Source organism: Synechococcus sp. RS9909 (genome assembly GCF_014279595.1).
In the GTDB taxonomy this organism is placed as follows: domain Bacteria; phylum Cyanobacteriota; class Cyanobacteriia; order PCC-6307; family Cyanobiaceae; genus Synechococcus_C.
The window spans coordinates 1,438,230-1,462,388 of the sequence record NZ_CP047943.1 but is presented as its reverse complement, the minus strand read 5'-3'; the positions used below and the strand labels follow the sequence as shown (position 1 = coordinate 1,462,388).

Genomic DNA, 24,159 nt, shown 5'->3' with positions numbered 1-24,159 from the left:
CGCACCGACGCTAATCCGCTTCCAGGCGCTGCGCTGCTGCCACCATCCGCTGCACCCGCTCCAGCACCGACTCATTGCTCATCCGGTTGTTGAGACGCTCCACGAGCAGGGGAAAGGCGAGGGGACCCGGGCGGGGAGTGGCGCTGTGCACCACCTCGCCGCGGCGCATCCGATCCAGCGCCTTGTGCAGACGCGGGAGTTCCAGCTGTTCCTGAAGCACCTCCTGCCGCGCCTGCTGCAAGAGCAGATTGGTGGGTTCGTGTTTGTTGAACACCTCCCAGAGCAGGGCGCCGCTGATCTGCAGCTGACCGGCGCTTTTGCTCTGGCCCGGATAGCCCTGCACCAACAGGCCGGCCACCTGGGCGATGCTGCGGAAGCGGCGGCGGCAGAGCTCCGAGAGATTCAGGGCCTGCTCCAGGTCGGTGTCCAGGGCGTCGCTGCTGAGGAGGTCGTCGAGGTGGCTGTCCAGCAAGCTCTCCATCGGGTAGCTGGGCGGTGCCAGCAGCTCGAAGCCGTAGTCGTTCACCGACACCGTGATCGTGCCCCGCTGCCAGCGGGTGAGTCGGGTGGCCCAGAGAAACCCGAGCCCCTCGTGCACAAAGCGCCCTTCGAAGGGGTAAGCGAACAGATGGCGCCCCTCGCGGCTGCGGCAGGTTTCGATCAGCAGCTGATCCGCCTGCGGCAGGATCGAGAGGTCGCGCTGGCGATCCAGAAGCGGCGCCAGCGCCTCCAATTCGGGGGTGTCGAGTTCCTCGCGACCGGCGCGGGCCACCTCCTCGCGCAGATGCTTGGTGAGCAGATCGGAGAGGGCCATCTGTCCGCCGGCCCAGGCCGGCACCGCTGTGCTTTTGCGACTGGTGGCCTTCACGTAGGCGGTCATGTCGCGCAGCCGCACGAATTCCAGCTGGCGACCGGCGAAGAAGAACACATCCTTCGGCTTCAGCTGGCTGATGAAGGTCTCCTCCACATGGCCGAGCACGGCGCCACGCACAAAGCGAACGCGGATGGCCGGTGCGGAGGTGATCGTGCCGATGTTGAACCGGTGCAGTCGAGCGATCGCCTGGTCCCGAACCACCAGCCGCCCGTCTTCGGCCTGCTCGAGCTTGCGGTAACGGGGATAGGCGCCGAGGCAGTCGCCGCCGTGCTGGAGAAAGCGCAGGCACCAGTGCCAGTGCGGATCGCTGAGGGTCTGAAAGCTGGCGGTGCTGCGAATCGCCGCCAGGGTGGCCTCGGGCTCGAAACCGGGTCCACAGGCCAGGGTGGTGAGGTGTTGCAGCAGCACATCCAGGGCCGCCTGCGGTGGGCGTCGCTCCTCGATCAGGCCGTTGTTCAGGCCACGGCGCACGGCGCTGAGCTCAAGCAGTTCCAGGGCGTTGGTGGGCATGAACAGCACCTGGGAGGTGCCCCCCGGCAGGTGGGCCGAGCGTCCGGCCCGTTGCAGCAGGCGGGCCAGGTTCTTGGGGGAACCGATCTGCACCACCCGTTCCACCGGTTGAAAATCCACGCCCAGATCGAGGGAGCTGGTGCAGACCACCCAGCGCAGGGCCCCGACCTTCACCGCGGCTTCGATCGCCTCCCGTTCCTGGCGATCCAGCGCGCTGTGATGCAGGGCGAGCAGGCCCTCCATTTCCGGGCAGGCGTAGCGCAGGCACTGATACCAGCGTTCCGCCTGGTTGCGGGTGTTCGTGAACAGCAGGGTGCTCACCTCCGGTTGCAGGCGGGCGACCAGGTCGTCGTAGCGGCGCAGCCCCAGGTGCCCGCCCCAGGGGAAGCCATCGATGCTGTCGGGAAGGATGCTCTGAATCCGCAGCGGCCGATCCGGTGCTCCGGTGATCAGCCGGGGCCTGACCCCGGAGCCGAGGGCATGGCGGGCCGCTTCGTTGAGGTTGCCGATCGTGGCGCTGATGGCCCAGGTCTGCAGAGCTGGCCGCTGCTGGCGGAGCCAGCTCAGGGCCAGCTCGGTCTGGATGCCGCGCTTGCTGCCCACCAGTTCGTGCCATTCATCCAGGATCACCGTCTCGAGGTTGCGGAACAGCCGTTCGCAGTGGCGTCCCGCCAGCAGCACGCAGAGGGATTCGGCTGTGGTGATCAGGATCTCGGGCGGGGTCTTGATCTGTCGGCTGCGCTCCGTTGTGGTGGTATCGCCGTTGCGGATGCCGATCGTCAGGGGCCACGCCATCGCCTCGATCGGTTCCTCCAGGGCCAGGGCCAGGTCCCGGCTGAGGGCTCGCAGTGGGGTGACGTACAGCAGGCGGACGCCCCGTTCCGCCGCTGGTGTTGCGAGCATCCTGGCGATGGGGGCCATCACCGCCGCATAGGTTTTGCCGGAGCCCGTCGGCACCTGAATCAGGCCACTGTCCCCCGCCAGATGGGCGTCCCAGGCGCGTCGCTGAAAGGGCAGGGGTTGCCAGCCCTTCCGCTCAAACCAGCGTTCAATCGGTTCCAGGCAACGCAGGGAGGGCACCGTCAATCCGCTGAAGTGGGGCTGGTGGTGCTGTTGACCAGCTCCATCGCCTGGGCGAGGCCGTCAGCGCTTTCGGCGGTGCGGTCACGGCGCCAGCGCAGAATGCGGGGGAAGCGGACCGCCAGGCCGCACTTGTGGCGTTTCGAGTGCTGGATGCCCTCGAATCCGATCTCGAACACCTGGTGGGGTTCCACCGCCCGTGCCGGTCCGAACCGCTCGCGGGTGTGGCGTCGAATCCAGCGATCGAGTTCGAGGATCTCCTCATTGTTGAGGCCCGAATAGGCCTTGGCGAAGGTGACCAGCCGGTGCTGTTCGGGTTCGGTGGCGGTGCGATCCCAGAGGGCGAAGGTGTAGTCGGTGAAGAGGTTGGCGCGTCGGCCGCTGCCCGCCTGGGCGTAGATCAGCACCGCATCCAGGGCCATCGGATCCCGTTTGTGCTTCCACCAGTGCCCCCGTTTGCGGCCACTGAGGTAAGGGGAGTCTCGATGTTTGAGCATCACGCCCTCCGCCCCGGCGGCGACCGCCCGGTTGCGGAGTTCCTCGAGCTCCTCCCAGCTCTGCAGAGGCTTGGCCTCACTCCAGCGCAGGCGCCAGGGCTCCTCCATGGCGCTGCGATCAAGGCCCTGCAACTGGTCCCTGCGCTGATGCAAGGGCCGGCTGCGGAGATCTTCCCCCTCGTGCTCGAGCAGGTCATAGGCCACAAAGGCGGCCGGGCACTCCAAACGCAGGCGACGTCCCACCTGTTGGCGACCCAGACGCCGCTGCAGGGCGCTGAACGGCAGGGGCTGGGGATGCTGCTGTGGCCAACAGGTCACCTCCCCATCCAGCACCGTGTTCAGCGGCAAAAACTCCGCCATCGTCACCAGCTCCGGAAACTGGCTGTTGATCAGTTCCTCACCCCTGCTCCAGAGAAAAACACCGCTGGCGCGGCGGATGAGCTGGCCGCGGATGCCATCCCATTTGTGCTCCACCCACCAGTCTGCGGCCGGGCTGTCGCGCAATGCCTCCAGCTGCAGCGGGCTGGCGAGATAGAAGGGGTAGGGGATGGCGCCTCGATCGGTACGGGGCGCTGTCGCAGCAACCGTGAGCTGGGTGAACCATGCAGCACTCGGGTTTTGCGGTGCCATCAGACGCTCGAGCACGACCGTCTCCTCGAGCTCGAAGCCGCTGGCAATCGCTTGCACCACCAACCCGCGGGCCACGCCGATGCGGAATCCGCCAGTGAGCAGTTTGTTGATCAGCAGATGCTGGCTCGGATCGCAGTGCTGCCAGAGGCAAACCATGGCGGCACTCTGCTGGGCGCTGTCCAGGCAGGCGATGCTGGGCAGGAGGGTGTCCATCCACCAGTGCAGGGGAGGATCACTGGCGATCGCTGCGATCCCTGCGCGCACCGTGGCCGGGATGGCGCCGGCAGGTTCTGTGAGCTTGCCCTGCACCTGGGGCCAGAGCAGGGCGACGGTTTCAGCCGAATCCCCCACCTGTCCGTGACACTCGGCAAACAGCCAGTCCGGCATGGCGCTGCAGCTGAGCAGAATCTCGCGCAGGCGACGCCCGTTGATCAGGCGCCGGCGGCGCTGACCGATCAGCAAGTGCAGAGCCCAGGCGCCGTCGGCAGCTGGCTGGCTCGTGAGGAACGCACGGATCAGGGCCACTTTGCGCTTGGACCCCGTGGTGGCGTCCAGGTCCTCGACCAGGGCTGCGAAGGCCTGCACAGCGTTCAGACCATCAGTAATTCCATTGGTAGAGATCGGTGTTCTGAGGATCGGTGATGCGGATGTTGCAACCGGGTTGTTGCTGGGCCGTGGTGTTGAAGCTGTTCACGTAGCGGTTCACCAGCGCTTGGTCGCTGGTGAGGGAGAGAGCCCGTTGCAGCCGGGCCAGATCGACGCCGATGCCATCGCGGCTGAGCACGCCTTCGGCCAGGCCGGCACAGATCGCCGCCGCCGCTGCATCCCCCTGGGCCGGGAACACGACGGTCTGGATCTGTTCGATCGTCACCTCCTCCACCTCCTGGGCTTTGGCGTGCTGGGGCATCGCTGCGGCCATGGTGGTGAGAGCGAGACAGGCCGTCAGGAGAGGACGCATGGAGGCAGAGGACTTTGCGCTGACGCTAAGGCAGTGATTGCAGCGGTGCTGCCGTGATCTCTTCCACCTCGTTGAGATATCGCGCCAGCACGTCGCTATGGCCATGGGTCACGTACACCTGACGCGCCCCGCTCTCCTTCACCGTGCGAATCAGGCCGTCCCAGTCGGCGTGGTCGCTGAGCACGAAACCCCGTTCGTAGCCGCGTCGCCTGCGGGCGCCGCGCACGGCCATCCAACCGGAGGCAAAGGCGGTTTGCGGTGCCTTGAATCGCCGCATCCAGGCGGAGCGATGGGCGGAGGGCGGCGCCAGGACCAAGCGTCCGTCCATCGATTGCTTGCGGGGCAGGTCACTCAGGGGCCGGCTGGGCGTCATCGGCACCCCCGCTTCCCGGTAGTGCCGCGTCACCGTCTCCACGGCACCGTGCAGGAGCACCTCCTCCTCCACTCCGATTGCGGCCAGTTCCGCCAGCACGCGCTGCGCCTTGCCGAAGGAGTAGCAGAAGAGCAGCGAGGCGCGGCTCTGGTCGGCCTGCCACCAGTCGCGGATCTGCCGGGCCAGCTTGGCGCCGCTGCCCCATTGGTAGATCGGTAAAGCGAAGGTCGCTTCGGTGATCAAGACATCGCAACGCACCGGCTCGAACGGGTCGCAGCTTGGATCGGGGCAGCGCTTGTAGTCGCCGGTCACGACCCAGCACTCTCCTCCCGCTTCCAGACGGATCTGGGCGCTGCCCAGCACGTGGCCGGCTGAATGAAACGACACCCGGGCGTCACCGATGCGATGCCGCTGGCCGTAGTCCACAGGCAGGAGTTGAATCTCGGCCCCCAGGCGTTGGCGCAGGATCGCTTCACTGCTGGCCACAGCCCAGTACTCGCCGCAGCCGGGCCGGGCATGGTCGGCATGGGCGTGGGTGATCAGGGCGCGGGGCACGGGGCGGAGCGGATCGATCCAGGCCTGGGCCGCCGGGCAATACAGGCCCTCAGGCGTGCGATGCAGCAGGCTCAGAGGCTCAACTCCAACATCTTCTGGATCGGCGCCAGTGCCCGCAGGCGCAGGTCTTCCTCCATCTGGATCTCCGGTTGGCCGCTGTGGAGGCAGCGCCAGAGTTTTTCCAGCGTGTTGAGCCGCATGTAGGGGCAGCTATTGCAGCTGCAGCCATCGATTCCGGGCACCGACAGGAACGTTTTCTGGGGAAGGCGTTGCTCCATCTGATGGAGGATGCCAGGCTCGGTGAGCACGATGAAGCTAGGCGCTGGGCTGGCTTCGGCGTGGTGCAGCAGCTTGCTGGTGGAGCCGATGAAGTCGGCCAGATCCAACAACGGTTCCAGGCATTCCGGGTGGGCGATCACCTCCGCCTCAGGATGTTGGAGCTGCAGTTTGAGCACCGCTTCCTCACTGAAGGTTTCGTGCACGATGCAGCGCCCTGGCCAGAGGGTGAGCTCCCGGCCGCTTTGTTGTTGCACCCAGCGTCCGAGGTTGCGATCGGGTGCGAACAGGATCGGCCGATCGGCGGGGAGTTGCTTCACCAGATCCACCGCATTGCTGCTGGTGCAGATCAGATCGCTCTGGGCTTTCACAGCGGCCGTGCAGTTGATGTAACTGACGACGATGTGATCGGGATGCTGGGCGCGGAATGCGGCGAAGGCGTCGGCAGGGCAGTCGTCGGCCAGGGAGCAGCCGGCCTCCAGATCCGGAAGCAGCACGGTTTTGTTGGGGCTGAGGATCTTGGCCGTTTCCGCCATGAAGTGAACGCCACAGAACACGATCACATCGGCATCGGTGGCGGCGGCTTTTCGTGAGAGCTCGAGCGAATCTCCGATGAAATCGGCGACATCCTGGATCTCTGGTTCCTGGTAGTAGTGCGCCAGGATCACCGCATGGCGCTCTTGCCGCAGGGCTTCGATGGCGGCGGGAAGGTCAGCCGGCACCGCTGTCGCGGCCGTGGACGCTGGGGAGTCCGCGGTCATCGGGACCATCTCGGGGCAGGATGAATCCAGCCTAGGCATCGCCCCTGATCGCATCGCGTCCCCCGGCATCGCCATCCCTGCGCCTGGCGATCGCTGGTGATCTGCATGGCCAGTGGGGGCCGCGGGACCGGCAACTGCTCCAGCGGTTGCAGCCGGATGCTGTGCTCTTTGTCGGCGACCTCAGCGATGGCGATCTGCGCCTGGTGAAAGCGATTGCCGCTTTGCCGTTGCCGACGGCGGTGATTCTTGGCAATCACGATCACGGCAAGGACGCCAGTGGCCAGCTGTTTCAACAGCAGCTCAACTTGCTGGGCCCACGGCACTGCGCCTGGGATCTGCGCCGCTGGGACCGGGACGCTGCCATCGACTCAGAGGCGTCAGTGCCGCAGCCAGCGGTGTCGGTGCTGGGAGCACGCCCCGGCAGTGCCGGTGGGGGCTATCACCTGTCGAGAGCCATCACTGCTGTCTATGGGCCGCTGAAGCTGGAGCAGTCGGCGACGCGTCTGGTGGAAGCCGCCGCCCGCGCACCCCTGGATCAGCCGCTGGTGGTGCTGGCCCATGTCGGTCCGAGCGGTCTTGGCTCCGAGGTCTCCAGCCTCTGCGGTCGAGACTGGAAGCGGCCTGCCATCGATTGGGGCGATCAGGATCTTGCGCTGGCTCTGGAGCGCATCCGCAGCACGCGCCCCCTGCCCCTGGTGGTGTTCGGCCACATGCATCACCGCCTCAAGCGCGGCCAGGGTGAGCGCAGCACGTTTCTGATGGATCGTCGTGGCACGGCGTATCTCAATGCCGCCTGTGTTCCCCGCTGCGGCCAGGACGCGGCCGGTCGTGACTTGATCCATTGGGCATGGGTGGAATTTCATGGCCTGCAGCTGACCCATGCGAGCCATCGCTGGTATGAGCCCGAAGGCAGCCTCGTCTATGCGGAAACCCTGTGGCAGCGGTCGGAGCAGCCGCGCCATCAGGAGGTGACGCCATGTTGATCTATGTCTGCCTCAGCAGTCATGGCTTCGGGCATGCGGCCCGCCAGGCCGCTGTGCTTTCGGCTCTCCATCGCCTGGCACCCACAGCCCGGTTGGTGCTCAGTTCCGCTGTGGATCCCGCCTTTCTGCACCTGGTGTTGAGGGGGCTACCCGTGGAGCAGCGACGCCTGCGCTGGGACGTGGGCATGGTGCAATCGGATGCGCTGGGTACTGATCCCGCCGCCACTCTCGACGCGCTGGGGCGACTCGAACAGGCGCTGCCGCAGCAGCTGGATGCCGAGTCGGCCTGGCTCGCCAGCCAGGGGGAGCCTGTCGTGGTGGTGGGGGATGTGCCCCCTGCCGCGGCCGCTCTGGCGCAACGCCTTGGTGCTCCCCTGATCTGGATGGCCAATTTCGGTTGGGACGAGATCTATGCCCCTCTGGGCGATCGGTTCGCAGGCCATGCCGAGGCTGCAGCTGCGGCCTACGGGCAGGGGACCCTGCTGCTCCGCTGCCCCTTTTCCCTGGCCATGCCCTGGGGTGTGCCGGAGCGATCCGTGGGGTTGACGGTGTCGCCCACCCGACCCTTGCCAGCCGCTCTGCAGGAGGCTCTCGCTGCAGATCCCCGCACCACGGTGTTTGTGGGTTTCGGTGGCCTTGGCCTGGCGTTGAACCCCGAGCTGTTCAGGCGCTGGCCGACCCACCGCTTTCTGCTCAGTGCCCCTGCTGAGCCGGAGTACTGCCGCGAGCTCGAGGCCTGCGGCAATGTGTTGCTGCTGCCGGCTGGTGTCCGGCCCCTGGATGTGCTCAAGCACTGCGAGCGCCACCTCGGCAAGCCCGGCTACAGCAGCTTCTGTGAAGCCCTCAGTGCCGGATGTGGCCTGCACGTGGTGGAACGCTCCGGCTTCGCTGAGGCCGCCGCCTTGATCGATGGGTTGCGCCTGCATGGATACCACCGACTGCTCCGTCGTGATCAGCTGGAGTGTGGCGACTGGCAACTGGATCAACCCCTGCGCGCTCCCAGCGGGGTAGCCCTGCCGAGGGATGGGGCGTTGGAGGCGGCCCGCGCCATCGTGACCATCGCGGCGGCGGACGCGACCCGTTCTGATCAGAATTTTTGATCCTTTTCCGTTTTCAGATTGGGGCTCAATCGTGAGGAGGTTTTTCACTGGTTCTGGAGAGATTCATGGCCAAGGGGCATTCCATGGACGGAAGTGTGACTGGCACGTTGATGCTTGGGGCGCGAGGGTGCGTTCGACAGAGTTCCGCTGACTGAGTTTTCAGTCCTGAATTGTTCGTCATTGATTTCGTATCAATGGCAACGTTCATCGATCGATCCATCCGCTTCTGGTTCGATTGTTCTGCTTCCGCAGAGTCCTCTACAGAACGCTTTTATGGTCTCCCTCGCCCCGTCCGTCTGTCGTGTTCTTGCAGCGGCCGTCGCAGGTTTGCCAGTTGGTTTATTGCAGCCCATGGCTCAGGCTGCTGCCGTTCCCTTCCCTTCCGTCGAGTCGTCGGCTCGATCCCTCTCGGTCACCCTGCCGGAGGAGCCCAAGGCCTCAGCCCTTCCTTACATCATCACGCCTGAGCGCCGCGCCCTCCTCAACACAATCCGTTTTGCTGAGGGCACCTGGAAAGGTGGGCGCGACCTCGGGTATCGCGTCATGTTCGGTGGCGGTCTGATGGCTTCGCTTGATCGCCATCCCAATCGGGTGATCCGATCCTCCCGCTATGCCAGCGCTGCCGCCGGGGCCTACCAGTTCATGCCGTTCACCTGGGATCTGGTCAAGCGCAGCATTGGCGTTCAGGGATTCGGTCCTGAAGCTCAGGATCAAGGTGCCCTGTTCCTGGTGCAACGCCGAAAAGCGATGGGCCTTACCGACACCGGGGTGATGAGTCCGAAATTGGCTGCCCTCCTGGCCCCTGAATGGGCCTCCTTCCCCACCCTGCGCGGTGTCAGCTTCTATGGACAGCCTGTGAAGCGCTTCACCCAGTTGCGTGGCTTCTACAACGTCAGCCTTGCCCAGCTCCGCCAGATTCGCGACCGGCGTCGTGAGCTGCTGAGCAGCCGTGAGCCAGCCGAACAAGAACAAGACGTGAGCCGACCGGTCTGCACCGGCCCCACCGTGCTCTGCGGCTTCTGATCTGAGGCGTTGACGGAACCTGAGCGGGAGCTTGAACCCTCAGGCCTCGCCACTCTGACGGTTGCGGCCCACAGTGGCTCCGGCAATCAGATAGGCCGCGACCCCCCCTCCAAGAAACCCCAGGCCATTGCGCAGGAGCGGTAACAGTTCCTGGGTTCGTGTGATCACCGGAGCGATGCCGAACACACCGAACAGCATCAACCAGAGCGGAGAGAGCAGCAGCAACCAAGACCAGGAGATCACGTCACCCTCCTTGCGCGGGTAGGCGGCGAATCCGGCGATCAGACCACCGAGCACGGCTGTTGTGAGCGTCCAGAGCCACTGTTCCACCGGCAGACCGGGCACCACCTGACAGCCACCGCGATCGAGACACAGTTCCACGGCGCCGATCGCCGCCAGGATGGCGCCATCCTCGCCGTTGTCACGCACGTAATACTGATTGCCGTAGCGGGTTTGCAGTTCCACCCACCAGGTGCGCGGCATCAGGGCGAAGAACGCATCCCCCACGTTGAAGTTGAGCAGATTGCCGCCACGGGGATCGGCCACCAGCAGCAGGCTGCGTGCATCCAGGCCCCAGAAGGATTTCACCGCCAGTCCGGGCGTCCGTTCGTATTGCGTGAGCACCCGCAGTTTCCAGCCGCTGCGTTGCTCGAAGTCATCGAGGCTGGTTTCCAGATCGGCCCGCTGCTGGTCGCTGAAGGCTCGGGCCAGATCAATCACAGGAGTGGCATGGTCGGGAAGGAATTCCGGGTTGTCACTCGCTTCTGCAGGTGCTCCACCGATCAACAGGCATGTCAGCGCGATCCCGATCACCAGCGTGCGTAAGCGCTGTTGTGCTCCCATGGCCTTGATGCAGTGAACGGCATTCTCTCCAATGAACGCTTCCGGTGCTGCCTGCCCCGCCTGGATGGCTGCCGCACTGGCAGCGGGGGGCGGCTCCATTCCCTTTCGGCAGTTCATGGAACTGGCGCTCCATCACCCCGAGCATGGGGCCTACGGCAGCGGCCGCCTGCAGGTGGGTCCCCGCGGCGATTTCGCCACCTCCCCGTCGCTGGGCCCGGATTTCGCTGCCCTCCTGGCGCCCCAGATCGCCCAGTGGCTGCAGCAGCAACCGATCGATCAGCCCCTGGCCCTGGTGGAAGCCGGCCCCGGTGAAGGCGATTGCGCTTGGGATCTGGCCCAGGAGCTAACGGCTGGCTGGCCCGAGCTGGCAGCGCGCACGACGTTGCTGCTGCTGGAACCCAATGCCGGCATGGCCGAGCGGCAGCGCGCGCGCTTGCGCCACTGCCCGCTTCCCTGCCGGTGGCCGAGCGTTGCGGAGTTGGCGGCCAAGCCCGTGCGGGGGGTGGTGCTGGCCCATGAGGTGCTCGATGCCCTGGCGGTGGAGCGGATCGTCTGGGATGGCGCCCTCTGGCGTCGTCAGCAGGTGGCCCTCCAGCAGGTGCCGGGAGCCGAGCCCTCGCTGCGGCTTGAGCCCGGCGAGCCCCTGGGGCCTGAGCAGCTCGCCCAGCTTGAACCCCTCGGGCTTCTGACGCCTGGTGCTCAGCACGCCCCCGGTTGGTGCACGGAGCTCCATCCCGAGCAGGGTCCGTGGTTAAGGGCTGCAGCCGCAGCCCTGGACTCCGGTGTGCTGTTGGTGATCGATTACGCCCTTGAGGCCTGGCGTTATTACGCCCCCCAGCGCAGCGGCGGCACCCTGATGGCCTACCGGCAGCAACGGGCCAGCCCCGATCCACTGCAAGAGCCGGGTTGCTGGGATCTCACGGCCCATCTCTGTCTGGAGACTTTGGAGCAGGCGGCTTTGGCCGCCGGTTGGCAGCCCCTGGGTCAGCGCCGTCAGGGCGAAGCCTTGCTGGCGCTCGGTCTGGCGCAGCGACTGCATGGGCTCCAGCACCAGAGCGGGGCGGGCCTCGAGGCCTTGCTGGCGCGCCGCGAAGCGTTGCTGCGCCTGGTGGATCCCCGCAGCCTCGGTGATTTTCGCTGGATCGCCTTTCGCCGCAGCAGCGCTGGCACCAGCAACCCCGCATCGCCCCCGTTGTTTCTGCAGGACCCGCCGCTGGCTTGAATGTGGCGCAAGGGTTAACAGCGTGCCAGCGCGGCAACCACCTGCTCGCCGCTCACGTCGCTGCGGATCTCCACGCTGCCAAAGCTGGTGGGCAGCACGAAGCGCACGCAACCGTCGCGCACTTTTTTATCGCCCTGCAGGCACTCCAGCACGGCTGCGTTGTCGAGTTCCGGCCAGCGGCCGGGCAGTCCGGCGGCGGCGATCACCGCCCGCTGGCGAGCTTGATCCTCAGCGTTCCACAGCCCGAGCTCCAGGGCCAATTCGCCGGCGGCGACCATGCCGATCGCCACGGCTTCCCCGTGCAGGTAGGTGCCGTAGCCACAGAGCGTTTCCACCACGTGGCCGAGGGTGTGGCCATAGTTGAGGATCGCCCGCAGCCCGCCTTCCCGTTCATCAGCGGCCACCACGCGGGCCTTGGCGGCAGCGGAGCGCTCCAGGATGCGCTTCAGCAGTTCGGCCGGCAGGGTGCGCATCGAGGCGAGCCGCTCCCCGGCGTCCTCCAGTTCCCTGAACAACTCCGCATCGCTGATCACACCGTATTTGATCACTTCTGCCATGCCGGCACGGAATTCCCGCTCCGGCAGGGTGGCGAGGCTGTCGGGATCGATCAGCACCAGCTGGGGCTGGTGGAAGGCGCCGATCAGGTTCTTGCCGCCGGGGTGGTTCACCCCTGTTTTGCCGCCGATGGCGGCATCCACCATCGCCAGCAGGGTGGTGGGCACCTGCACCACCCCGATGCCCCGCAGCCAGGTGGCAGCGGCAAAGCCGGTCATGTCGCCCACCACACCGCCGCCCAGAGCCACCATCAGGGAACTGCGCTCCAGCCGCTGGGCGAAGGCCGCATCGTGAATGAGGCTGATGCTGGCCAGGGTCTTGCGATCTTCTCCCGCCTCAAGCACCACCAGGTGGGCGTCGAAGCCCGCCTGCCGCAGCGAGGTGAGGCAGCGCTCGCCGTAGGGCGTGGCCACGTCGGGATTGCTCACGACCAGCAGCTTGCGACCGGAGCGGACCCCGGCATCGCTCAGACGCTGCCCCAAACGATCGAGGCCGCCCGCTTCGATCATCACCTCGTAGGGCTGCTGCTCAAGCGCCACCGGGATGCGCATCAGTCCTGAATGAGACCTGTTCATCACCCCACTCTGCCGTTCCGATGCTGGACTCCGCCTACGCTCCCGCCAAGCGTTCGATCACGTGACGTGTTCCGGCCCCGCATCGCCCGATCCCGCCAGACCCTCACCGCCTGGGCCTTTCTGACGCCGGCCTTGATCCTGCTCGGATTGTCGGTGTTGATTCCAGCCCTGATGGCCCTGGTGATGACCTTCACCCAGACCGGCTTGGATGTGAGTGAACCGCTGCGCTTCGTTGGCCTGGCCAACCTGCGACGGCTCAGCCTCGATCCGATGTTTTATCGGGTGTTGGCCACCACCCTGCTCTATCTGATTGGGATTGTGCCGCCGATTGTGCTTGGCTCCCTGGCCCTGGCGGTGTTGGTCAACCGAAGCCTGCCTGGCATGCATGGGCTGCGGGCGGCCTTCTACACCCCGGTGCTGGTGTCGATCGTGGTGGCTGCGATCGCCTTCCGTTGGCTCTACGCCGAGAACGGCTTGATCAATGGCTGGCTGTCGGTGTTGATCGGCGCCGGTTTCGAGCCGATCGGCTTTCTCACCAACCCTCTGCTGGCCTTGCCCTCGGTGATGCTGGTGACCCTCTGGAAAGGCCTCGGTTACTACATGGTGATTTTTCTCGCGGGGCTCCAGGGCATTCCCGGCGAGCTCTACGAGGCGGCTGAGCTGGATGGGAGCGAGGGGTGGCGCCAGCATGTCGACATCACCCTGCCCCTGCTGCGCTCGTACATCACCTTGGTGTCGGTGATCTCCGCCATTGCGGCAACGAAAGTGTTCGAGGAGGTGTTCCTGATGACCCAGGGCGGCCCGGCTGATGCCACCCGCACCCTGGTGTACTACGTCTACGACCAGGCCTTCGCCGAGTTGGAGATCAGCTATGCCTGCACCGTCGGTCTGGCTCTGTTTCTGCTGGTGATGCTGCTCACGCTGGTGCGCCTGGTGTTTGCCGGCGACCGGGGCCTGATCTGAGGCGAGGCCCTGATCTGACCTGAGGCAGCGCGATGCAGCGTGGAATGGCATTCTTCGGGCAGTGCCGGGCCCGCCAGCGATGACCACCACCCCGAGGGAGCTGGCCACCGACACCATCGGAGTGATCGGGGGCGGGCAGCTGGCCCAGATGCTCGCTGAAGCGGCGCGCCAGCGCGGTGTGGCCCTGGCGGTGCAGTGCAGCTCCCGGGAGGATCCGGCGGCGGCGTGGGCGAGTCGGCTCGTCGAGGCGAACCCCCTCGATGCCGTCGCCAGCCGGGAGCTGGTGCCCGGTTGCCTGGGCGTGACGTTCGAGAATGAATGGATTGATCTCGACGCGCTCATGCCGCTGGAGCGCCAGGGTGTGCGCTTCCGGCCCACGTTGGCGAGCCTGAAACCTCTGATCGACAAGCTGGAGCAGCGTCAATTGCTCGATGACCTGGCGATCCCCGGTCCGGCCTGGGTGCCACTCCGGTCGATCGACCCCGGCGCACCTTCTCTGCCGAAGGGCTGGGTGTTTCCCGTGATGGCGAAGGCGGCCCGCGGGGGCTACGACGGCAAGGGCACGCGCATTCTCCAGTCGATCGAAGATCTGGCCCAGCTGCTCCGGACCGTGGATCCCGGCGCCTGGCTGCTCGAATCCTGGGTTGCCTATGAGCGGGAACTGGCGTTGGTGGTGAGTCGTGACGGCAAGGGAAGGGTTCGCAGCCTGCCCCTCGTGGAGACCCACCAGAACCAGCAGGTGTGCGACTGGGTGTTGGCGCCAGCTCCGGTGGAGCAGTTGGTGGAGGCCACGGCCTACAACATGGCCGCATCCCTGCTCACCAAGCTCAACTATGTGGGGGTGATGGCCCTGGAGTTGTTCTATGGCCCCCAGGGGCTGCTGGTGAACGAGATCGCACCGCGCACCCACAACTCCGGTCATTTTTCGATTGAAGCCTGCAGCAGCAGCCAGTTCGACCAGCAGCTCTGCATCACGGCCGGACTGCCGGTCCCTGATCCCGACCTGCTCTGTCAGGGGGCGCTGATGGTGAATCTGCTCGGCCTGGATGCCGATCAGGCGACGCCTCTGGAGCAGCGACTCCAGGCTCTGAAGGCCGACCCGCGCTTTCACCTGCATTGGTATGGCAAGGCTGAGGAGAGCCCTGGCCGCAAGCTCGGGCATGTCACGGTGCTTCTGGAGCAGACGGATGGTGAAGGGCGGTTTCACGAAGCGCGGGAACTGCGGGGCGCGATCCGAGCGATCTGGCCTCTGCCCTTAGATTGAAAGCGGACTGCCGTGTTGGTGACAGCCTTTCTCTAGTGCTCTGATCTGACTCTCTGTCGACTTGGGGCGACTGTCGTGACGGTGCCGTAGACCGGCCCAGCAGCCGGAAACGAATCCCCACTTTGTTACCCCTTCTGGTTCATCCAGGTCGATCACTGGGGCTCGCACGGCACGGCGGTTCACCCCCTTCGCTCCAGGCCCGGTGTTCAGGCGGGCCGGCAGCGCCCGATCCGATCGCTCAGTTCCTCCGCACTCAGATCGGTGACCACAAACACCTCCTGGACACTGCTGCCCCGGCGCGCCACCAGTTTGTGGCCACCGCGGATCGGTGCCGACACCCTGAGCAGCAGGCCGGGGGCGCGACCGCGCACCCGGCGGATCACGGCCGGGGTGATCGTTTGAATCCTCGGATCGCCAGCCAGGAGTTTGAGCCAGTCGATCAGGCCCTCCACATAGGTGCTGTGGGTGATCACCAGACGGCCCAAGCGGTGGCACCTTGCGTTGCGACTGGTCGAAATTAGCGGCTCTGGCTACGACAAAGGCAGGTCTCCTGTCGGCGTGATGCTCAAGTCAGTGGATGCCCTGCGTCACCAGGTCTCCGGGCCCTTGGCGGAGCGTTGCGGCGTCGAGGTTCGGGTGCTCACGGCTGAGGTGCACGGCCATGAGGTGCGGGGTCTGGCCTTTTCGCCCGGGCGAATCCTGCGCTACGTAATGGATGCCCAGACCGATCGGCTGAGGACTTCGGTGATGCTCCGTCTCGCCCGATCCAGCCGCCAACCTGCCGCCTGAGGCGGAGATCGAAGGCCTTCAGCCTTCGATCTCCGCCAGCAGCACCGTCTCCAGCCGCTGGGCCGTTGCTGAGCGGAATTGCCGCACGCTGAGGTGATTGAGCACCAGGGCAGCAGCGATCATCACGACGATCTCGACACCGAACACCAGGGCAAAGCCGCTGAACGGCCCCTGATCCGGAAACAGGCGCCGGCCCAGATCGAGAAGGCCACCGCCGCCCACCTTGCCCAGGGCGCGGGAGAGCGCCTGGGCAAGGCCCCAGATCCCCACGAAGGTGCCAGCCATGGCCGGCAGCGTCAGATCGAGCATCAAGGTGAGAGCGCTGTTGGTGCCGATACCTGCCGCCAGCCCGAACAGCACCATCACCGCTGGAAGGAAGCGCATCGCCTCCAACCAGCCGGTGAGCAGCAACAGCGCCAGAGACAGCACCACCAGCCAGCAACCGATCCGGGCGGTGGCCAACTTCCCCACCTTCGGGGTGAACCACAGACCGGCAAACAGCAGACCGACCAGGGTTCCCGAGCCCCAGTAGGCATTGAGCAGCGTCGTTTTCGAGATCGGCATGCCGAACACTTCGGCGGCGAAGCTTTCGAGGATCGGATCCTGGAGGAAGAGTCCGAGGGTGTACAGCACCAGAAACCCGAAGAACACCAGAATCTGGCGGCTGGACGTGATCACGGCCCAGGCATCGTTCAGGGTGACAAGGTCCTGCATCGCCGTTTCCCCAGCTTTGCTGCGGCGGCGCTCCATGCCCAGGATCGCCAGCAGTGTCAGCAGCAGGACCGCCAGGGCCACCCGCTGCATGAAGCTCTGCAGCAGTGGTTGGAGGAGTTCGGGTGTCTCGATCCCATCCATGGAACGGGTCGCCACGCTGATGACGATGGCTCCCACCACGATCCCCACCGTGAGCATCGCCCAGATGATGCCGATGCAGCGGGGACGTTCCTCTTCGCTGGAGCGATCGATCACCAGGGCCAGATAGGAGGTGCTCGCCAGGGAGGTGCACAGTCCGTAGGCTGCGAACAAGCCGCAGAAGGCCAGCACCCCGGCGGTGCCAAGGGCGACGGAGCCGCTTGTGATCGCTTCGCGCACGGCGAAGCTCATCGGCACGCTCAGCGCTGCCAGCAGGCAGATGCCGACGGCCCCCAGAAGGATGTAAGGGGTGCGGTGGGCACCGAACCAGGGCCTGGAATCACTGAGATGGCCGAACAGAACCCGTGAAGGTGACACCAGTTGTTCAAAGGCCAGGCCGCCGCCGGCGAGCAGGGCTGGAAAGGCCAGTTCCGTGATCAGGATCCGGTTGAACATGCCGGTGAAAACCACCGCCAGAGTGCCCAGACAGGCCTGAAACAGGCTCAGGCGCATCAGATCGATCCAGCCAAGGCGTTGGCTGGGGTTGAGTGCCTCCGGCCCTGTGGTGGCTGCGGTCATGGCTGGCTCCGCTCCTCAGCAGCGCTCGAGTGGTGCCATTGTCAGCCCCTCGGCGCTCAGCTGCTGGTGGTAAAGCTCGGCCTGCTCCAGTGGACCAGACCACACATCGGCAGCTCCTTCAGAATCGATGCGGTGGGCCAGGTCCCAGGCGCGCTCGGATCCCATCCCTGGAATGATCCGGCACAAGCAATCCACCACGTGTTGAAAGGTATTGACGTCATCGTCGAGCACGATCACCCGCGCCTGGGGGTAATCGCTTCGGCTGGTGGCGCGGTCCAGCACGGTGGCTGTGCCTGTGGGTGTGACAGTCATGGTGAGCAATCAGGTGCGCTGGCGAATCCGGGCGTGGGCCTCGTTAAAGTCTCAACATTCGCTTGCACCTCCATGCTGTTCACCCTTGCCTGGGCCTCCCTGGCCGCCGTGTTCAGTTTTTCCATCGCCATGGTGGTGTGGGGGCGTAACGGCGACGGCACTCTGAACTTCTGAGGTGCAGGAGTTTCTGCTCAATCCCGGTTTCGGTCAGGCGCTGGCCCTCACCGCGGCTGCGCTGCTCGTGTTCGTGAGCGTGGCCGTGATCTATCTCTCCACCATTGAATGGCGCGATCGGCGGCGGCGGCGAGGCATTGCGCGGAAAGGCTGAAGCAGCAGCTGTTCGCTCGGCCCTTCACGATCGGGGGTGTGCTGTTGCTCACCTGCACTGGCGCTGTGGCGGTGTGGCTTCACTCCGCATCCAGTCATCGCAGGGTGCCATCCCGAGAGACGGGCCTCAGTCGCCTGATGGCCGCCACGCAGTTGCTGCAGGGTTTTCGCGGTGACCCCAGCCGGCCCGTGCCCGAGCTCTGGACCCAGAGACTTGGCCTTCGCAGGGCGAAGGAACTCTGGAATCGCCAGGGGTCGGCGATCTGGTGGCAGGCGTGGAGCACGGACGGGGAGGCCTATCTCGTGCTTCCCGCCACCTTGCTGCCTGCGGCCGATCGCTCGGGATTGATGCTCACCCCGGTTCAGGGGGTTCTTGCCACCGCTGCCGATCCCTTGCATCGCCAGCAATTGCTGCAGCGTCTGAACGCTGCCGGGGCGCCGCCGGCAACGTCGCCCCTCGCGAGGAACTGCCTCAGCCGTTTGCAGCAGGGGCCCGCGGTGTTCTGGTCGTCTGATGGCCTGGCCTCGGTCAGTGGCACTCTCGCGCCTCTGCTGCAACGGGCCAGCCATGGCTGTCTGTCGCTTGCACTGCAGGGGCGTGCCTTGCGGTGGCAGGGGGTGGTGGGGCGTCGTCCCCTTGCGGCAGCACCCGCCACATTCAAGGCGGACCGAGCCGACCCCGGGCCCCAACCTGAGCCGCTGCCGGCCCAGACCCTGTTGAGCCTGCGCGGGCCTCAACTGGCGGATGTGCTCGGTGCCCTGTTGTCACGGCGGATCATTCAGACCCCTCTGGAGAAGGACTACGGCATTGATCAGAAGGCGCGCACCGCCTTGTCGAGCCGGCCGTTTGCCCTGCAATTGACTGCGCAGGCCAAGGGGTCGTTTCAGGCCGGTCTGGAGATCCAGATTCCTCTTCCGGGAAACGGGAGGCGCTGGCGCCGCAGCCTCGAACGCATCGAGAGTCGTTTGATCGAGCGTGGCCTAGCCGCCCAGGCCGACACCCCACCGGGGGAGGTGCTGTTCGAGGATCCCCAGCGGCCTGGGAGCCCGCTCGTGGGAGGTTGGCGATGGATCGCCACGAAAGGACAGCCTGCAACGGCGCTGCTCAGCATCGGGTTGGGGCGGCCACCTGCCGACTCCCCCTGGCGCACGGCGGCCTCGATGCCCCCAGGCCAGGGGCTGCAGTTGCAGGCCCGGCCGAAGCAACTGCAGGCGTTGCAGCTGCTACCTGGCCGTTGGCCCAAGGTGGTGCGCGATGCCGGCCTCCTCAACCTTGAGCTCAGGCCCCTCCCGGGGGGGACGATGGAGTCGGACTGGCTGCGCTGTGACGGTCGACTCAGCTTTGGCTCCTGAGCTTCAGCTGCTTGCAGCCTCCTGTTGCTGTCGTTCCCGTTTGCGGCGTTCCGCCGCCAGGGTCTCCTCCATCAGTTCCACCGCCTGAGCCATTTTGTCGAGGTTGCTGGCGTAAAGACCGAGATCCTTTTCAACCCTGGTTTGGGCAAACCCGAGCGGTCCGCTCAACTCATGGGCCAGTTTGCGCAGTTGCTCCGGGTCGGCTTGATCACCCTGGGCTTCCGAAAGAAGGCTGAGCAGACCCACGGCCATCAGGCGTGAGTAGTGGAAGCCGCTGCTATCGGCCCGTTGCAGCACGGAGGCGAGAGGAGCCGGCGCGCCATCGCCTCCGTGTTCGAGCCAATGGCGCACCTCCTCAATGGAATGGCCACGCACGGCGGCTTCGCTTTGATCGGCCAGGCTTTCCAGCTCGCCTGCATGGAATCCGGTGCTGCTGCAGAGGGCTTCAAACAGAGAGGCCAGGTGCTGCCCCGGTTTGTAGCCGCGGGTGAAGGCGCGAAACACCTGACGCAAGCCCACGGCAAACAGGGCATCCACCTGAAACTGCTGCTGATGGCTGAGCAGGTGCAGCTCCACAAGCAGCTCGTCGGCCGTGCGCCGATAGAGCGGCGGAATGACAAACGGGAAGGCGGTGTGAAAGGCGCGCTTGCTGTCAGCAATGGTCTGATGCTCAGCCAACGTTGGCACGGAAAGAAGATGACAATGACCTTAGCGTCGCTGATGGCGCCGTTAAGATCGGTGGATCCGACGCTGGAGCAGCATGATCCTGATCGTGATCGAGGAATCGGGCCGGGGAGAAAGGGCCTTTGATATTTATTCCCGTCTTCTCAGGGAGCGGATTGTTTTTCTCGGTGAGCCCGTCACGAGCGATTCAGCCAATCGCATTGTGGCCCAGCTGCTTTTCCTTGAAGCGGAAGATCCCGACAAGGATATCTATCTCTATATCAACTCCCCTGGAGGATCCGTGTATGACGGGCTCGGGATTTTTGACACGATGCAACACATCAAGCCCGACGTTCATACGGTCTGTGTCGGTCTTGCGGCCAGTATGGGCGCTTTTCTCCTTTGTGCCGGAGCCAAGGGCAAGCGCAGCAGTCTGCAGCATTCACGCATCATGATTCACCAGCCCCTCGGTGGGGCCCGAGGGCAGGCCAGTGATATCCGCATCCAGGCTGATGAGATTCTCTTCTTGAAAGATAAGCTCAACCGTGAGCTCGCCGAACGATCCGGCCAACCTTTGGAGAAAATTCAGGTGGATACCGATCGCGACTTTTTCATGTCACCGCAAGATGCGGTGAGTTATGGCTTGATTGATTCCGTGATTGATCGCCGGCCGGTTCACTCGGTTTAGTCGAGCTCACTTCATCTCAGTTGAGATCAACAGGTTGTTTGTTAGACCTTCTATTTTAGAAGGTCTTTTTTGCTTCCTTTTAGTTCAGCCCACAGAGACTTGATCTCATCGAAAGCAGCATCTTGGTCAATTTTGCCATTGGCTTGCAGACCCACAATCAAACCAACCCGATCGGCAAACTGCTCTAAATTCTGATGAAACATCAGGCGTTGAGGGCTCCAGTTGTCGCCGCGGAAGCTGCTGAAACCCTCCATGGGAGAGCGTGTCCCTTCGTCCTTCATGCTTAGCTGTCAATCCACATCAATTTAGGAAATGAAGCGGCCAAATACCGGGTCAGAGGTTAAGAATGGGTGAAAATCGCTCTTTCTCGGGGATCGTTGTCGCTTTGGCAACCATGTCACGGAATTCGTCGCCGTCCATGGTTTCGATCTCGATCAGGCGTTCCACCAGGCGATCCATCAGGTCGCGGTTGGCCTGCACCAGGGCCACGGTTTCCTCGTAGCAGCATTTCACGATCGCCCGCACCTGTTCGTCGATCTGACGTGAGATCGCGTCGGACACGTCGCTGCGGGTCATCAGATCGCGGCCAAGGAACACTTCCTGACTGCCCCCCTCGAGGGACATCGGTCCAAGGTCACTCATGCCGAAGCGGGTCACCATCTGACGGGCCATCGAGGCCACCTGCTGAATGTCGCCGCCAGCGCCGGTGGTGACCTCCTGGTGACCAAACACCACGTCTTCCGCAGCTCGTCCGCCGAGGGCGCCCATGATCCTGGCCTTGAGCTGGGCTCGCGACACCAGCATCTGCTCCTCATCGGGGGAGAACCAGGTGAGGCCCTGGGCTTGCCCCCTTGGAATCAGGGTGACTTTCTGAACCGGGTCGTGGTCCTTCACAAGAGTGCCCACCAGGGCATGGCCCACTTCGTGATAGGCAATCAGGCGCTTGCTGCGTCCGTCGGTGAGCGGCTGACCTTCCATACCGGCGATGATCCGATCGACGGCATCGTCGATTTCGGCTAAACCGATCGCTTCCTTGCGGCGGCGGGCGGTGAGGATCGCGGCCTCGTTGAGCAGATTGGCCAGATCGGCGCCGGTGAACCCGGGGGTGCGACGCGCAATGCTGTCGAGCGAAAGCTCGGAATCGAGCTTTTTGTTGCGGGCATGCACTTCCAGGATCGACAGCCGGCCCTTGATGTCGGGAGCATCCACCGTGACCTGACGGTCGAAACGCCCCGGGCGCATCAGCGCTGAATCGAGCACATCGGGGCGGTTGGTGGCCGCGATGATGATGATGCCGCTGTTGCCTTCAAAACCATCCATCTCCGTGAGGAGCTGGTTAAGAGTTTGTTCACGCTCATCATTGCCACCACCGATTCCGGCGCCGCGTTGCCTGCCCACCGCATCGATCTCGTCGATGAAGATCAGGCAGGGACTGTTTTCCTTGGCGCGTTTGAACAGGTCGCGAACGCGGCTGGCACCAACGCCCACAAACATCTCGACGAACTCCGAGCCGGAGAGGGAGAAGAAGGGCACGCCGGCTTCGCCGGCGATTGCTTTCGCCAGGAGGGTCTTGCCGGTTCCCGGAGGACCCACCAGCAGCACACCCTTGGGGATCTGGGCACCCACCGACGTGAAGCGCTCCGGTTGTTTCAGGAAGGTCACCACCTCCTGGAGGTCTTGCTTTGCTTCGGCAACGCCGGCCACGTCGTCAAATTTCACGCCGGTCTCCGCCTCCATGGCGAAGCGGGCCTTGGTTTTGCCGAACTGCATCGCCTGGCCAGGACCACCGGGCATCCCGCTGGACCGACGTGCCAGAAAGATCAAGGAGCCGATCAGCAGCAGGGGGAAGAGCAGGTTGCCGAGAATGCCCAGAGCGGGCGGTGTCGTCCGCGGTGGGTGAATGTCAAAACTGATGCCCTCCTGCTTGAGGGTGTTGATCAGTTCGGGCGCCAGGCCAGGCAGATCCACCCGCAGGCGCTGCACCCGATTGTCGAGGTCGGGATCCACAGCCTCAACCACCGCATTGCGGCCACCGTCATAGATGTCAACAGCGGTGACGCGGCCGGATTCCACGTAATCAAGGAAACGTCCGTAGCTCATGCGGGCCACGGCCGCATTCCGCGGTGCCACGGTGGGACCCCCCGGCCGGAGCGCCTGCAGACCACCCTGGCCGAGCAGCTGCCAGCCGAGCAGAAGCGCGACGCCGATGGGAAGAATCCAGAGTGCGATCTGGCGCCAGCGCTGGTTCATAAATCATCATTCGATCCCACGACTGTAAGTGTGACCACCGCGTGATCGCTGGCTTCAGAGGCTGCGCAGGGCCACGATCGGATCGAGGCGGGCGGCACGACGGGCCGGCACCACGCCGAAAAAGAGGCCGATCGAGCCCGACAGTGACACCGTGATCAACACGGTGCTGGCGCCGATGCTCGCCGGCAGAGGCGTGAGGGAAGCAACGGCGGCAACGCTGCCGAGACCCACCGCGGTGCCCACCAGGCCACCGAGGCTCGCGAGCACGAGGGATTCCACCAGAAATTGCGACAACACATCGGCGCGACGGGCGCCAAGGGCCTTGCGCAGGCCGATCTCCTCGGTGCGCTCACTCACCGACACCAGCATGATGTTCATGATGCCGATGCCTCCCACCAGAAGGGAGACCCCACCGATCGCGCCGAGCATCAGGGTCAGGCCGCCGGTGATGGTGCTCACAATCGTGAGCGCATCTTTCTGAGAGCGCACGGCGAAGTCATCCTCCCGGAGGATGCGATGCCGCTGGCGCAACAGATTGGTGATCTGGAATTTGGCGGCACCGGTGCTCGCTTCGTCGTTGGCTTCAGCACTGATGAAGCTGAGGCTGACGCCATAGGTGGGATCGCGGCCCGTGAGCCGGCTCACCATGGTCGTGAGGGGGATGTAAGCATTTTCGTCTTGATTGCTGCCGAACACGGCCCCTTTTGGTGCCATCACACCGATCACCTCAAAGCTCTGGTTGCGGATGCGGAGCATCTGGCCGATGGCGGACCCGCTGGGAAACAGCTTGTCTTTGAGATCGGGCCCGATCACCACCACACTGCGGGCGGCCTGAAGATCCTGTTCAGACAGGAAGCGACCTCGGGCCACTTCAAAACTGCGCACGGGCAGAAACTCGGGTGTGACACCGGAGATGGAGCTCGTGGCGCTGCGCGATCCCACCTGCACCACGTTGCTGCTGCTGATCTGGGGGGCGACCCGACGCACGCTGGGCACCTGCGCTTCAATCGCTTCCGCGTCTTCGAGCACCAGGGTCTTCGGGAACGCCACCCCCTGCCGCCGGGTGTCGTTACTGCCTGGCACCACAAACAGCACGTTGGCGCCCAGGTTGCTGAGCTGGTCTTCCGCCAGGTTCTGGGCGCCCCGGCCCACCCCCACCAGGCTGATCACCGAGGCGTTGCCGATGATGATCCCGAGCATGGTGAGCAGGCTGCGCAGCCGATTGGCCCGCAGGGTGTTGAGGGCCATGCCCACGGTGTCCCTCAGCGGTAGCTTGCGCGCCATCAGGGTTCCCTTGCTGGTTA

25 protein-coding genes and 1 other RNA gene are annotated in these 24,159 nt (G+C 64.9%); 12 read left to right on the top strand and 14 right to left on the bottom strand.

Annotation, left to right across the window (positions count from 1 at the left end; genetic code table 11):
• Positions 1-10: 10 nt before the first annotated feature.
• The 5 genes from SynRS9909_RS07400 to nadA are packed head-to-tail and all read right to left on the bottom strand — an operon-like array spanning position 11 to position 6,523.
• Positions 11-2,470 carry a ligase-associated DNA damage response DEXH box helicase gene (locus tag SynRS9909_RS07400; protein WP_007102405.1) on the bottom strand — a complete coding sequence of 820 codons (2,460 nt, stop codon included), beginning with the start codon at positions 2,468-2,470 and terminating at the stop codon, positions 11-13.
• Entirely contained in the window at positions 2,467-4,176 is a 1,710-nt protein-coding gene (locus tag SynRS9909_RS07395) for an ATP-dependent DNA ligase (RefSeq protein ID WP_007102406.1), read from the bottom strand. The genes SynRS9909_RS07400 and SynRS9909_RS07395 overlap by 4 nt, the downstream gene beginning before the upstream one ends.
• Positions 4,177-4,189: 13 nt before the next feature.
• Positions 4,190-4,549 carry a hypothetical protein gene (locus SynRS9909_RS07390; RefSeq protein WP_007102407.1) on the bottom strand — a complete coding sequence of 120 codons (360 nt, stop codon included), beginning with the start codon at positions 4,547-4,549 and terminating at the stop codon, positions 4,190-4,192.
• Between the two features lie 25 nt (positions 4,550-4,574).
• On the bottom strand, positions 4,575-5,546 hold the full coding sequence (locus tag SynRS9909_RS07385; RefSeq protein WP_038001338.1) for a ligase-associated DNA damage response exonuclease: 972 nt from the start codon (positions 5,544-5,546) through the stop codon (positions 4,575-4,577).
• A 2-nt stretch (positions 5,547-5,548) separates the two neighbouring features.
• Positions 5,549-6,523 (bottom strand): quinolinate synthase NadA, encoded by a 975-nt coding sequence (nadA, locus tag SynRS9909_RS07380; protein WP_083774493.1) that lies wholly within the window; start codon positions 6,521-6,523, stop codon positions 5,549-5,551.
• A gap of 68 nt (positions 6,524-6,591) precedes the next feature.
• On the opposite strand from nadA, the gene SynRS9909_RS07375 reads away from it, so the two are divergent.
• The 3 genes from SynRS9909_RS07375 to SynRS9909_RS07365 all read left to right on the top strand — a co-directional run bounded on the left by SynRS9909_RS07375 (position 6,592) and on the right by SynRS9909_RS07365 (position 9,620).
• Positions 6,592-7,497 (top strand): TIGR04168 family protein, encoded by a 906-nt coding sequence (locus SynRS9909_RS07375; protein ID WP_071933966.1) that lies wholly within the window; start codon positions 6,592-6,594, stop codon positions 7,495-7,497.
• Positions 7,491-8,597 (top strand): hypothetical protein, encoded by a 1,107-nt coding sequence (locus tag SynRS9909_RS07370; protein WP_007102411.1) that lies wholly within the window; start codon positions 7,491-7,493, stop codon positions 8,595-8,597. Before SynRS9909_RS07375 ends, SynRS9909_RS07370 begins: the two co-directional genes overlap by 7 nt.
• 273 nt (positions 8,598-8,870) lie before the next feature.
• Positions 8,871-9,620 carry a glycoside hydrolase family 104 protein gene (locus SynRS9909_RS07365; protein WP_038001341.1) on the top strand — a complete coding sequence of 250 codons (750 nt, stop codon included), beginning with the start codon at positions 8,871-8,873 and terminating at the stop codon, positions 9,618-9,620.
• Between the two features lie 39 nt (positions 9,621-9,659).
• On the opposite strand, the gene SynRS9909_RS07360 is transcribed toward SynRS9909_RS07365, so the two are convergent.
• The gene (locus SynRS9909_RS07360; RefSeq protein WP_007102413.1) at positions 9,660-10,463 is read right to left on the bottom strand and encodes a TPM domain-containing protein; all 804 of its coding nucleotides are present in this window, start codon (positions 10,461-10,463) and stop codon (positions 9,660-9,662) included.
• A gap of 64 nt (positions 10,464-10,527) precedes the next feature.
• Between SynRS9909_RS07360 and SynRS9909_RS07355 the strand changes: the two genes are divergently transcribed.
• Positions 10,528-11,685 (top strand): class I SAM-dependent methyltransferase, encoded by a 1,158-nt coding sequence (locus tag SynRS9909_RS07355; RefSeq protein WP_240307783.1) that lies wholly within the window; start codon positions 10,528-10,530, stop codon positions 11,683-11,685.
• Between the two features lie 14 nt (positions 11,686-11,699).
• Here SynRS9909_RS07355 and aroB read toward each other — a convergent pair whose 3' ends face one another.
• The gene (gene aroB, locus SynRS9909_RS07350) at positions 11,700-12,815 is read right to left on the bottom strand and encodes a 3-dehydroquinate synthase (protein WP_038001342.1); all 1,116 of its coding nucleotides are present in this window, start codon (positions 12,813-12,815) and stop codon (positions 11,700-11,702) included.
• Positions 12,816-12,881: 66 nt separating this feature from the next.
• Between aroB and SynRS9909_RS07345 the strand changes: the two genes are divergently transcribed.
• From SynRS9909_RS07345 to ssrS, 3 genes are all read left to right on the top strand, one after another.
• Positions 12,882-13,778, top strand: a complete 897-nt coding sequence (locus SynRS9909_RS07345; protein WP_186593706.1) for a carbohydrate ABC transporter permease — start codon at positions 12,882-12,884, stop codon at positions 13,776-13,778.
• Between the two features lie 79 nt (positions 13,779-13,857).
• A complete protein-coding gene (locus SynRS9909_RS07340) occupies positions 13,858-15,042 on the top strand; it encodes a 5-(carboxyamino)imidazole ribonucleotide synthase (RefSeq protein WP_007102417.1) in 1,185 nt (394 codons plus the stop codon).
• A 1-nt stretch (position 15,043) separates the two neighbouring features.
• Positions 15,044-15,227, top strand: a non-coding RNA gene (gene ssrS / locus SynRS9909_RS07335) — 6S RNA.
• Positions 15,228-15,248: 21 nt separating this feature from the next.
• Here ssrS and SynRS9909_RS07330 read toward each other — a convergent pair.
• The gene (locus SynRS9909_RS07330; protein ID WP_007102419.1) at positions 15,249-15,527 is read right to left on the bottom strand and encodes a DUF2103 domain-containing protein; all 279 of its coding nucleotides are present in this window, start codon (positions 15,525-15,527) and stop codon (positions 15,249-15,251) included.
• 76 nt (positions 15,528-15,603) lie between these two features.
• On the opposite strand from SynRS9909_RS07330, the gene SynRS9909_RS07325 reads away from it, so the two are divergent.
• Positions 15,604-15,831: a hypothetical protein gene (locus SynRS9909_RS07325; protein ID WP_007102420.1), complete on the top strand. Its 228-nt coding sequence runs from the start codon at positions 15,604-15,606 to the stop codon at positions 15,829-15,831.
• A gap of 18 nt (positions 15,832-15,849) precedes the next feature.
• On the opposite strand, the gene SynRS9909_RS07320 is transcribed toward SynRS9909_RS07325, so the two are convergent.
• Together SynRS9909_RS07320 and clpS are read right to left on the bottom strand one after the other, a co-directional pair.
• On the bottom strand, positions 15,850-17,262 hold the full coding sequence (locus tag SynRS9909_RS07320) for a BCD family MFS transporter (RefSeq protein ID WP_007102421.1): 1,413 nt from the start codon (positions 17,260-17,262) through the stop codon (positions 15,850-15,852).
• Positions 17,263-17,277: 15 nt separating this feature from the next.
• Positions 17,278-17,574: an ATP-dependent Clp protease adapter ClpS gene (gene clpS / locus SynRS9909_RS07315; RefSeq protein ID WP_007102422.1), complete on the bottom strand. Its 297-nt coding sequence runs from the start codon at positions 17,572-17,574 to the stop codon at positions 17,278-17,280.
• Positions 17,575-17,646: 72 nt separating this feature from the next.
• Between clpS and petN the strand changes: the two genes are divergently transcribed.
• From petN to SynRS9909_RS07300, 3 genes are all read left to right on the top strand, one after another.
• On the top strand, positions 17,647-17,748 hold the full coding sequence (gene petN / locus SynRS9909_RS07310) for a cytochrome b6-f complex subunit PetN (protein WP_006041398.1): 102 nt from the start codon (positions 17,647-17,649) through the stop codon (positions 17,746-17,748).
• Between the two features lies 1 nt (position 17,749).
• On the top strand, positions 17,750-17,902 hold the full coding sequence (locus tag SynRS9909_RS07305) for a hypothetical protein (protein ID WP_007102423.1): 153 nt from the start codon (positions 17,750-17,752) through the stop codon (positions 17,900-17,902).
• A 137-nt stretch (positions 17,903-18,039) separates the two neighbouring features.
• On the top strand, positions 18,040-19,254 hold the full coding sequence (locus tag SynRS9909_RS07300; protein ID WP_162858330.1) for a hypothetical protein: 1,215 nt from the start codon (positions 18,040-18,042) through the stop codon (positions 19,252-19,254).
• Positions 19,255-19,257: 3 nt separating this feature from the next.
• Here SynRS9909_RS07300 and psb29 read toward each other — a convergent pair whose 3' ends face one another.
• Complete coding sequence (gene psb29 / locus SynRS9909_RS07295) at positions 19,258-19,932, bottom strand: photosystem II biogenesis protein Psp29 (protein WP_007102425.1); 675 nt, start codon at positions 19,930-19,932, stop codon at positions 19,258-19,260.
• A gap of 82 nt (positions 19,933-20,014) precedes the next feature.
• Here psb29 and clpP point away from each other — a divergent pair, with 82 nt between their 5' ends.
• Positions 20,015-20,605: an ATP-dependent Clp endopeptidase proteolytic subunit ClpP gene (clpP, locus tag SynRS9909_RS07290; RefSeq protein WP_186593705.1), complete on the top strand. Its 591-nt coding sequence runs from the start codon at positions 20,015-20,017 to the stop codon at positions 20,603-20,605.
• Between the two features lie 50 nt (positions 20,606-20,655).
• Here the strand turns inward: clpP and SynRS9909_RS07285 are convergent, their stop codons facing one another.
• From SynRS9909_RS07285 to SynRS9909_RS07275, 3 genes are all read right to left on the bottom strand, one after another.
• Complete coding sequence (locus tag SynRS9909_RS07285; RefSeq protein WP_007102427.1) at positions 20,656-20,859, bottom strand: hypothetical protein; 204 nt, start codon at positions 20,857-20,859, stop codon at positions 20,656-20,658.
• A gap of 79 nt (positions 20,860-20,938) precedes the next feature.
• Positions 20,939-22,855, bottom strand: a complete 1,917-nt coding sequence (gene ftsH / locus SynRS9909_RS07280; RefSeq protein ID WP_007102428.1) for an ATP-dependent zinc metalloprotease FtsH — start codon at positions 22,853-22,855, stop codon at positions 20,939-20,941.
• A gap of 54 nt (positions 22,856-22,909) precedes the next feature.
• Entirely contained in the window at positions 22,910-24,139 is a 1,230-nt protein-coding gene (locus SynRS9909_RS07275; protein ID WP_007102429.1) for an ABC transporter permease, read from the bottom strand.
• Positions 24,140-24,159: the final 20 nt, after the last annotated feature.

Excerpts from the sequence above, each read along its gene's own strand:
- SynRS9909_RS07300 (WP_162858330.1), top strand. The coding sequence starts at position 18,040 with ATGGCCGCCACGCAGTTGCTGCAGGGTTTTCGCGGTGACCCCAGCCGG.
- SynRS9909_RS07360 (WP_007102413.1), bottom strand. The coding sequence starts at position 10,463 with ATGGGAGCACAACAGCGCTTACGCACGCTGGTGATCGGGATCGCGCTG.
- aroB (WP_038001342.1), bottom strand. The coding sequence starts at position 12,815 with ATGAACAGGTCTCATTCAGGACTGATGCGCATCCCGGTGGCGCTTGAG.
- SynRS9909_RS07275 (WP_007102429.1), bottom strand. The coding sequence starts at position 24,139 with ATGGCGCGCAAGCTACCGCTGAGGGACACCGTGGGCATGGCCCTCAAC.
- SynRS9909_RS07340 (WP_007102417.1), top strand. The coding sequence starts at position 13,858 with ATGACCACCACCCCGAGGGAGCTGGCCACCGACACCATCGGAGTGATC.
- nadA (WP_083774493.1), bottom strand. The coding sequence starts at position 6,523 with ATGGTCCCGATGACCGCGGACTCCCCAGCGTCCACGGCCGCGACAGCG.
- SynRS9909_RS07390 (WP_007102407.1), bottom strand. The coding sequence starts at position 4,549 with ATGCGTCCTCTCCTGACGGCCTGTCTCGCTCTCACCACCATGGCCGCA.
- ftsH (WP_007102428.1), bottom strand. The coding sequence starts at position 22,855 with ATGAACCAGCGCTGGCGCCAGATCGCACTCTGGATTCTTCCCATCGGC.
- SynRS9909_RS07365 (WP_038001341.1), top strand. The coding sequence starts at position 8,871 with ATGGTCTCCCTCGCCCCGTCCGTCTGTCGTGTTCTTGCAGCGGCCGTC.
- SynRS9909_RS07325 (WP_007102420.1), top strand. The coding sequence starts at position 15,604 with ATGCTCAAGTCAGTGGATGCCCTGCGTCACCAGGTCTCCGGGCCCTTG.
- clpS (WP_007102422.1), bottom strand. The coding sequence starts at position 17,574 with ATGACTGTCACACCCACAGGCACAGCCACCGTGCTGGACCGCGCCACC.
- SynRS9909_RS07320 (WP_007102421.1), bottom strand. The coding sequence starts at position 17,262 with ATGACCGCAGCCACCACAGGGCCGGAGGCACTCAACCCCAGCCAACGC.
- clpP (WP_186593705.1), top strand. The coding sequence starts at position 20,015 with ATGATCCTGATCGTGATCGAGGAATCGGGCCGGGGAGAAAGGGCCTTT.
- SynRS9909_RS07370 (WP_007102411.1), top strand. The coding sequence starts at position 7,491 with ATGTTGATCTATGTCTGCCTCAGCAGTCATGGCTTCGGGCATGCGGCC.
- SynRS9909_RS07285 (WP_007102427.1), bottom strand. The coding sequence starts at position 20,859 with ATGGAGGGTTTCAGCAGCTTCCGCGGCGACAACTGGAGCCCTCAACGC.
- petN (WP_006041398.1), top strand. The coding sequence starts at position 17,647 with ATGCTGTTCACCCTTGCCTGGGCCTCCCTGGCCGCCGTGTTCAGTTTT.
- SynRS9909_RS07355 (WP_240307783.1), top strand. The coding sequence starts at position 10,528 with ATGGCTGCCGCACTGGCAGCGGGGGGCGGCTCCATTCCCTTTCGGCAG.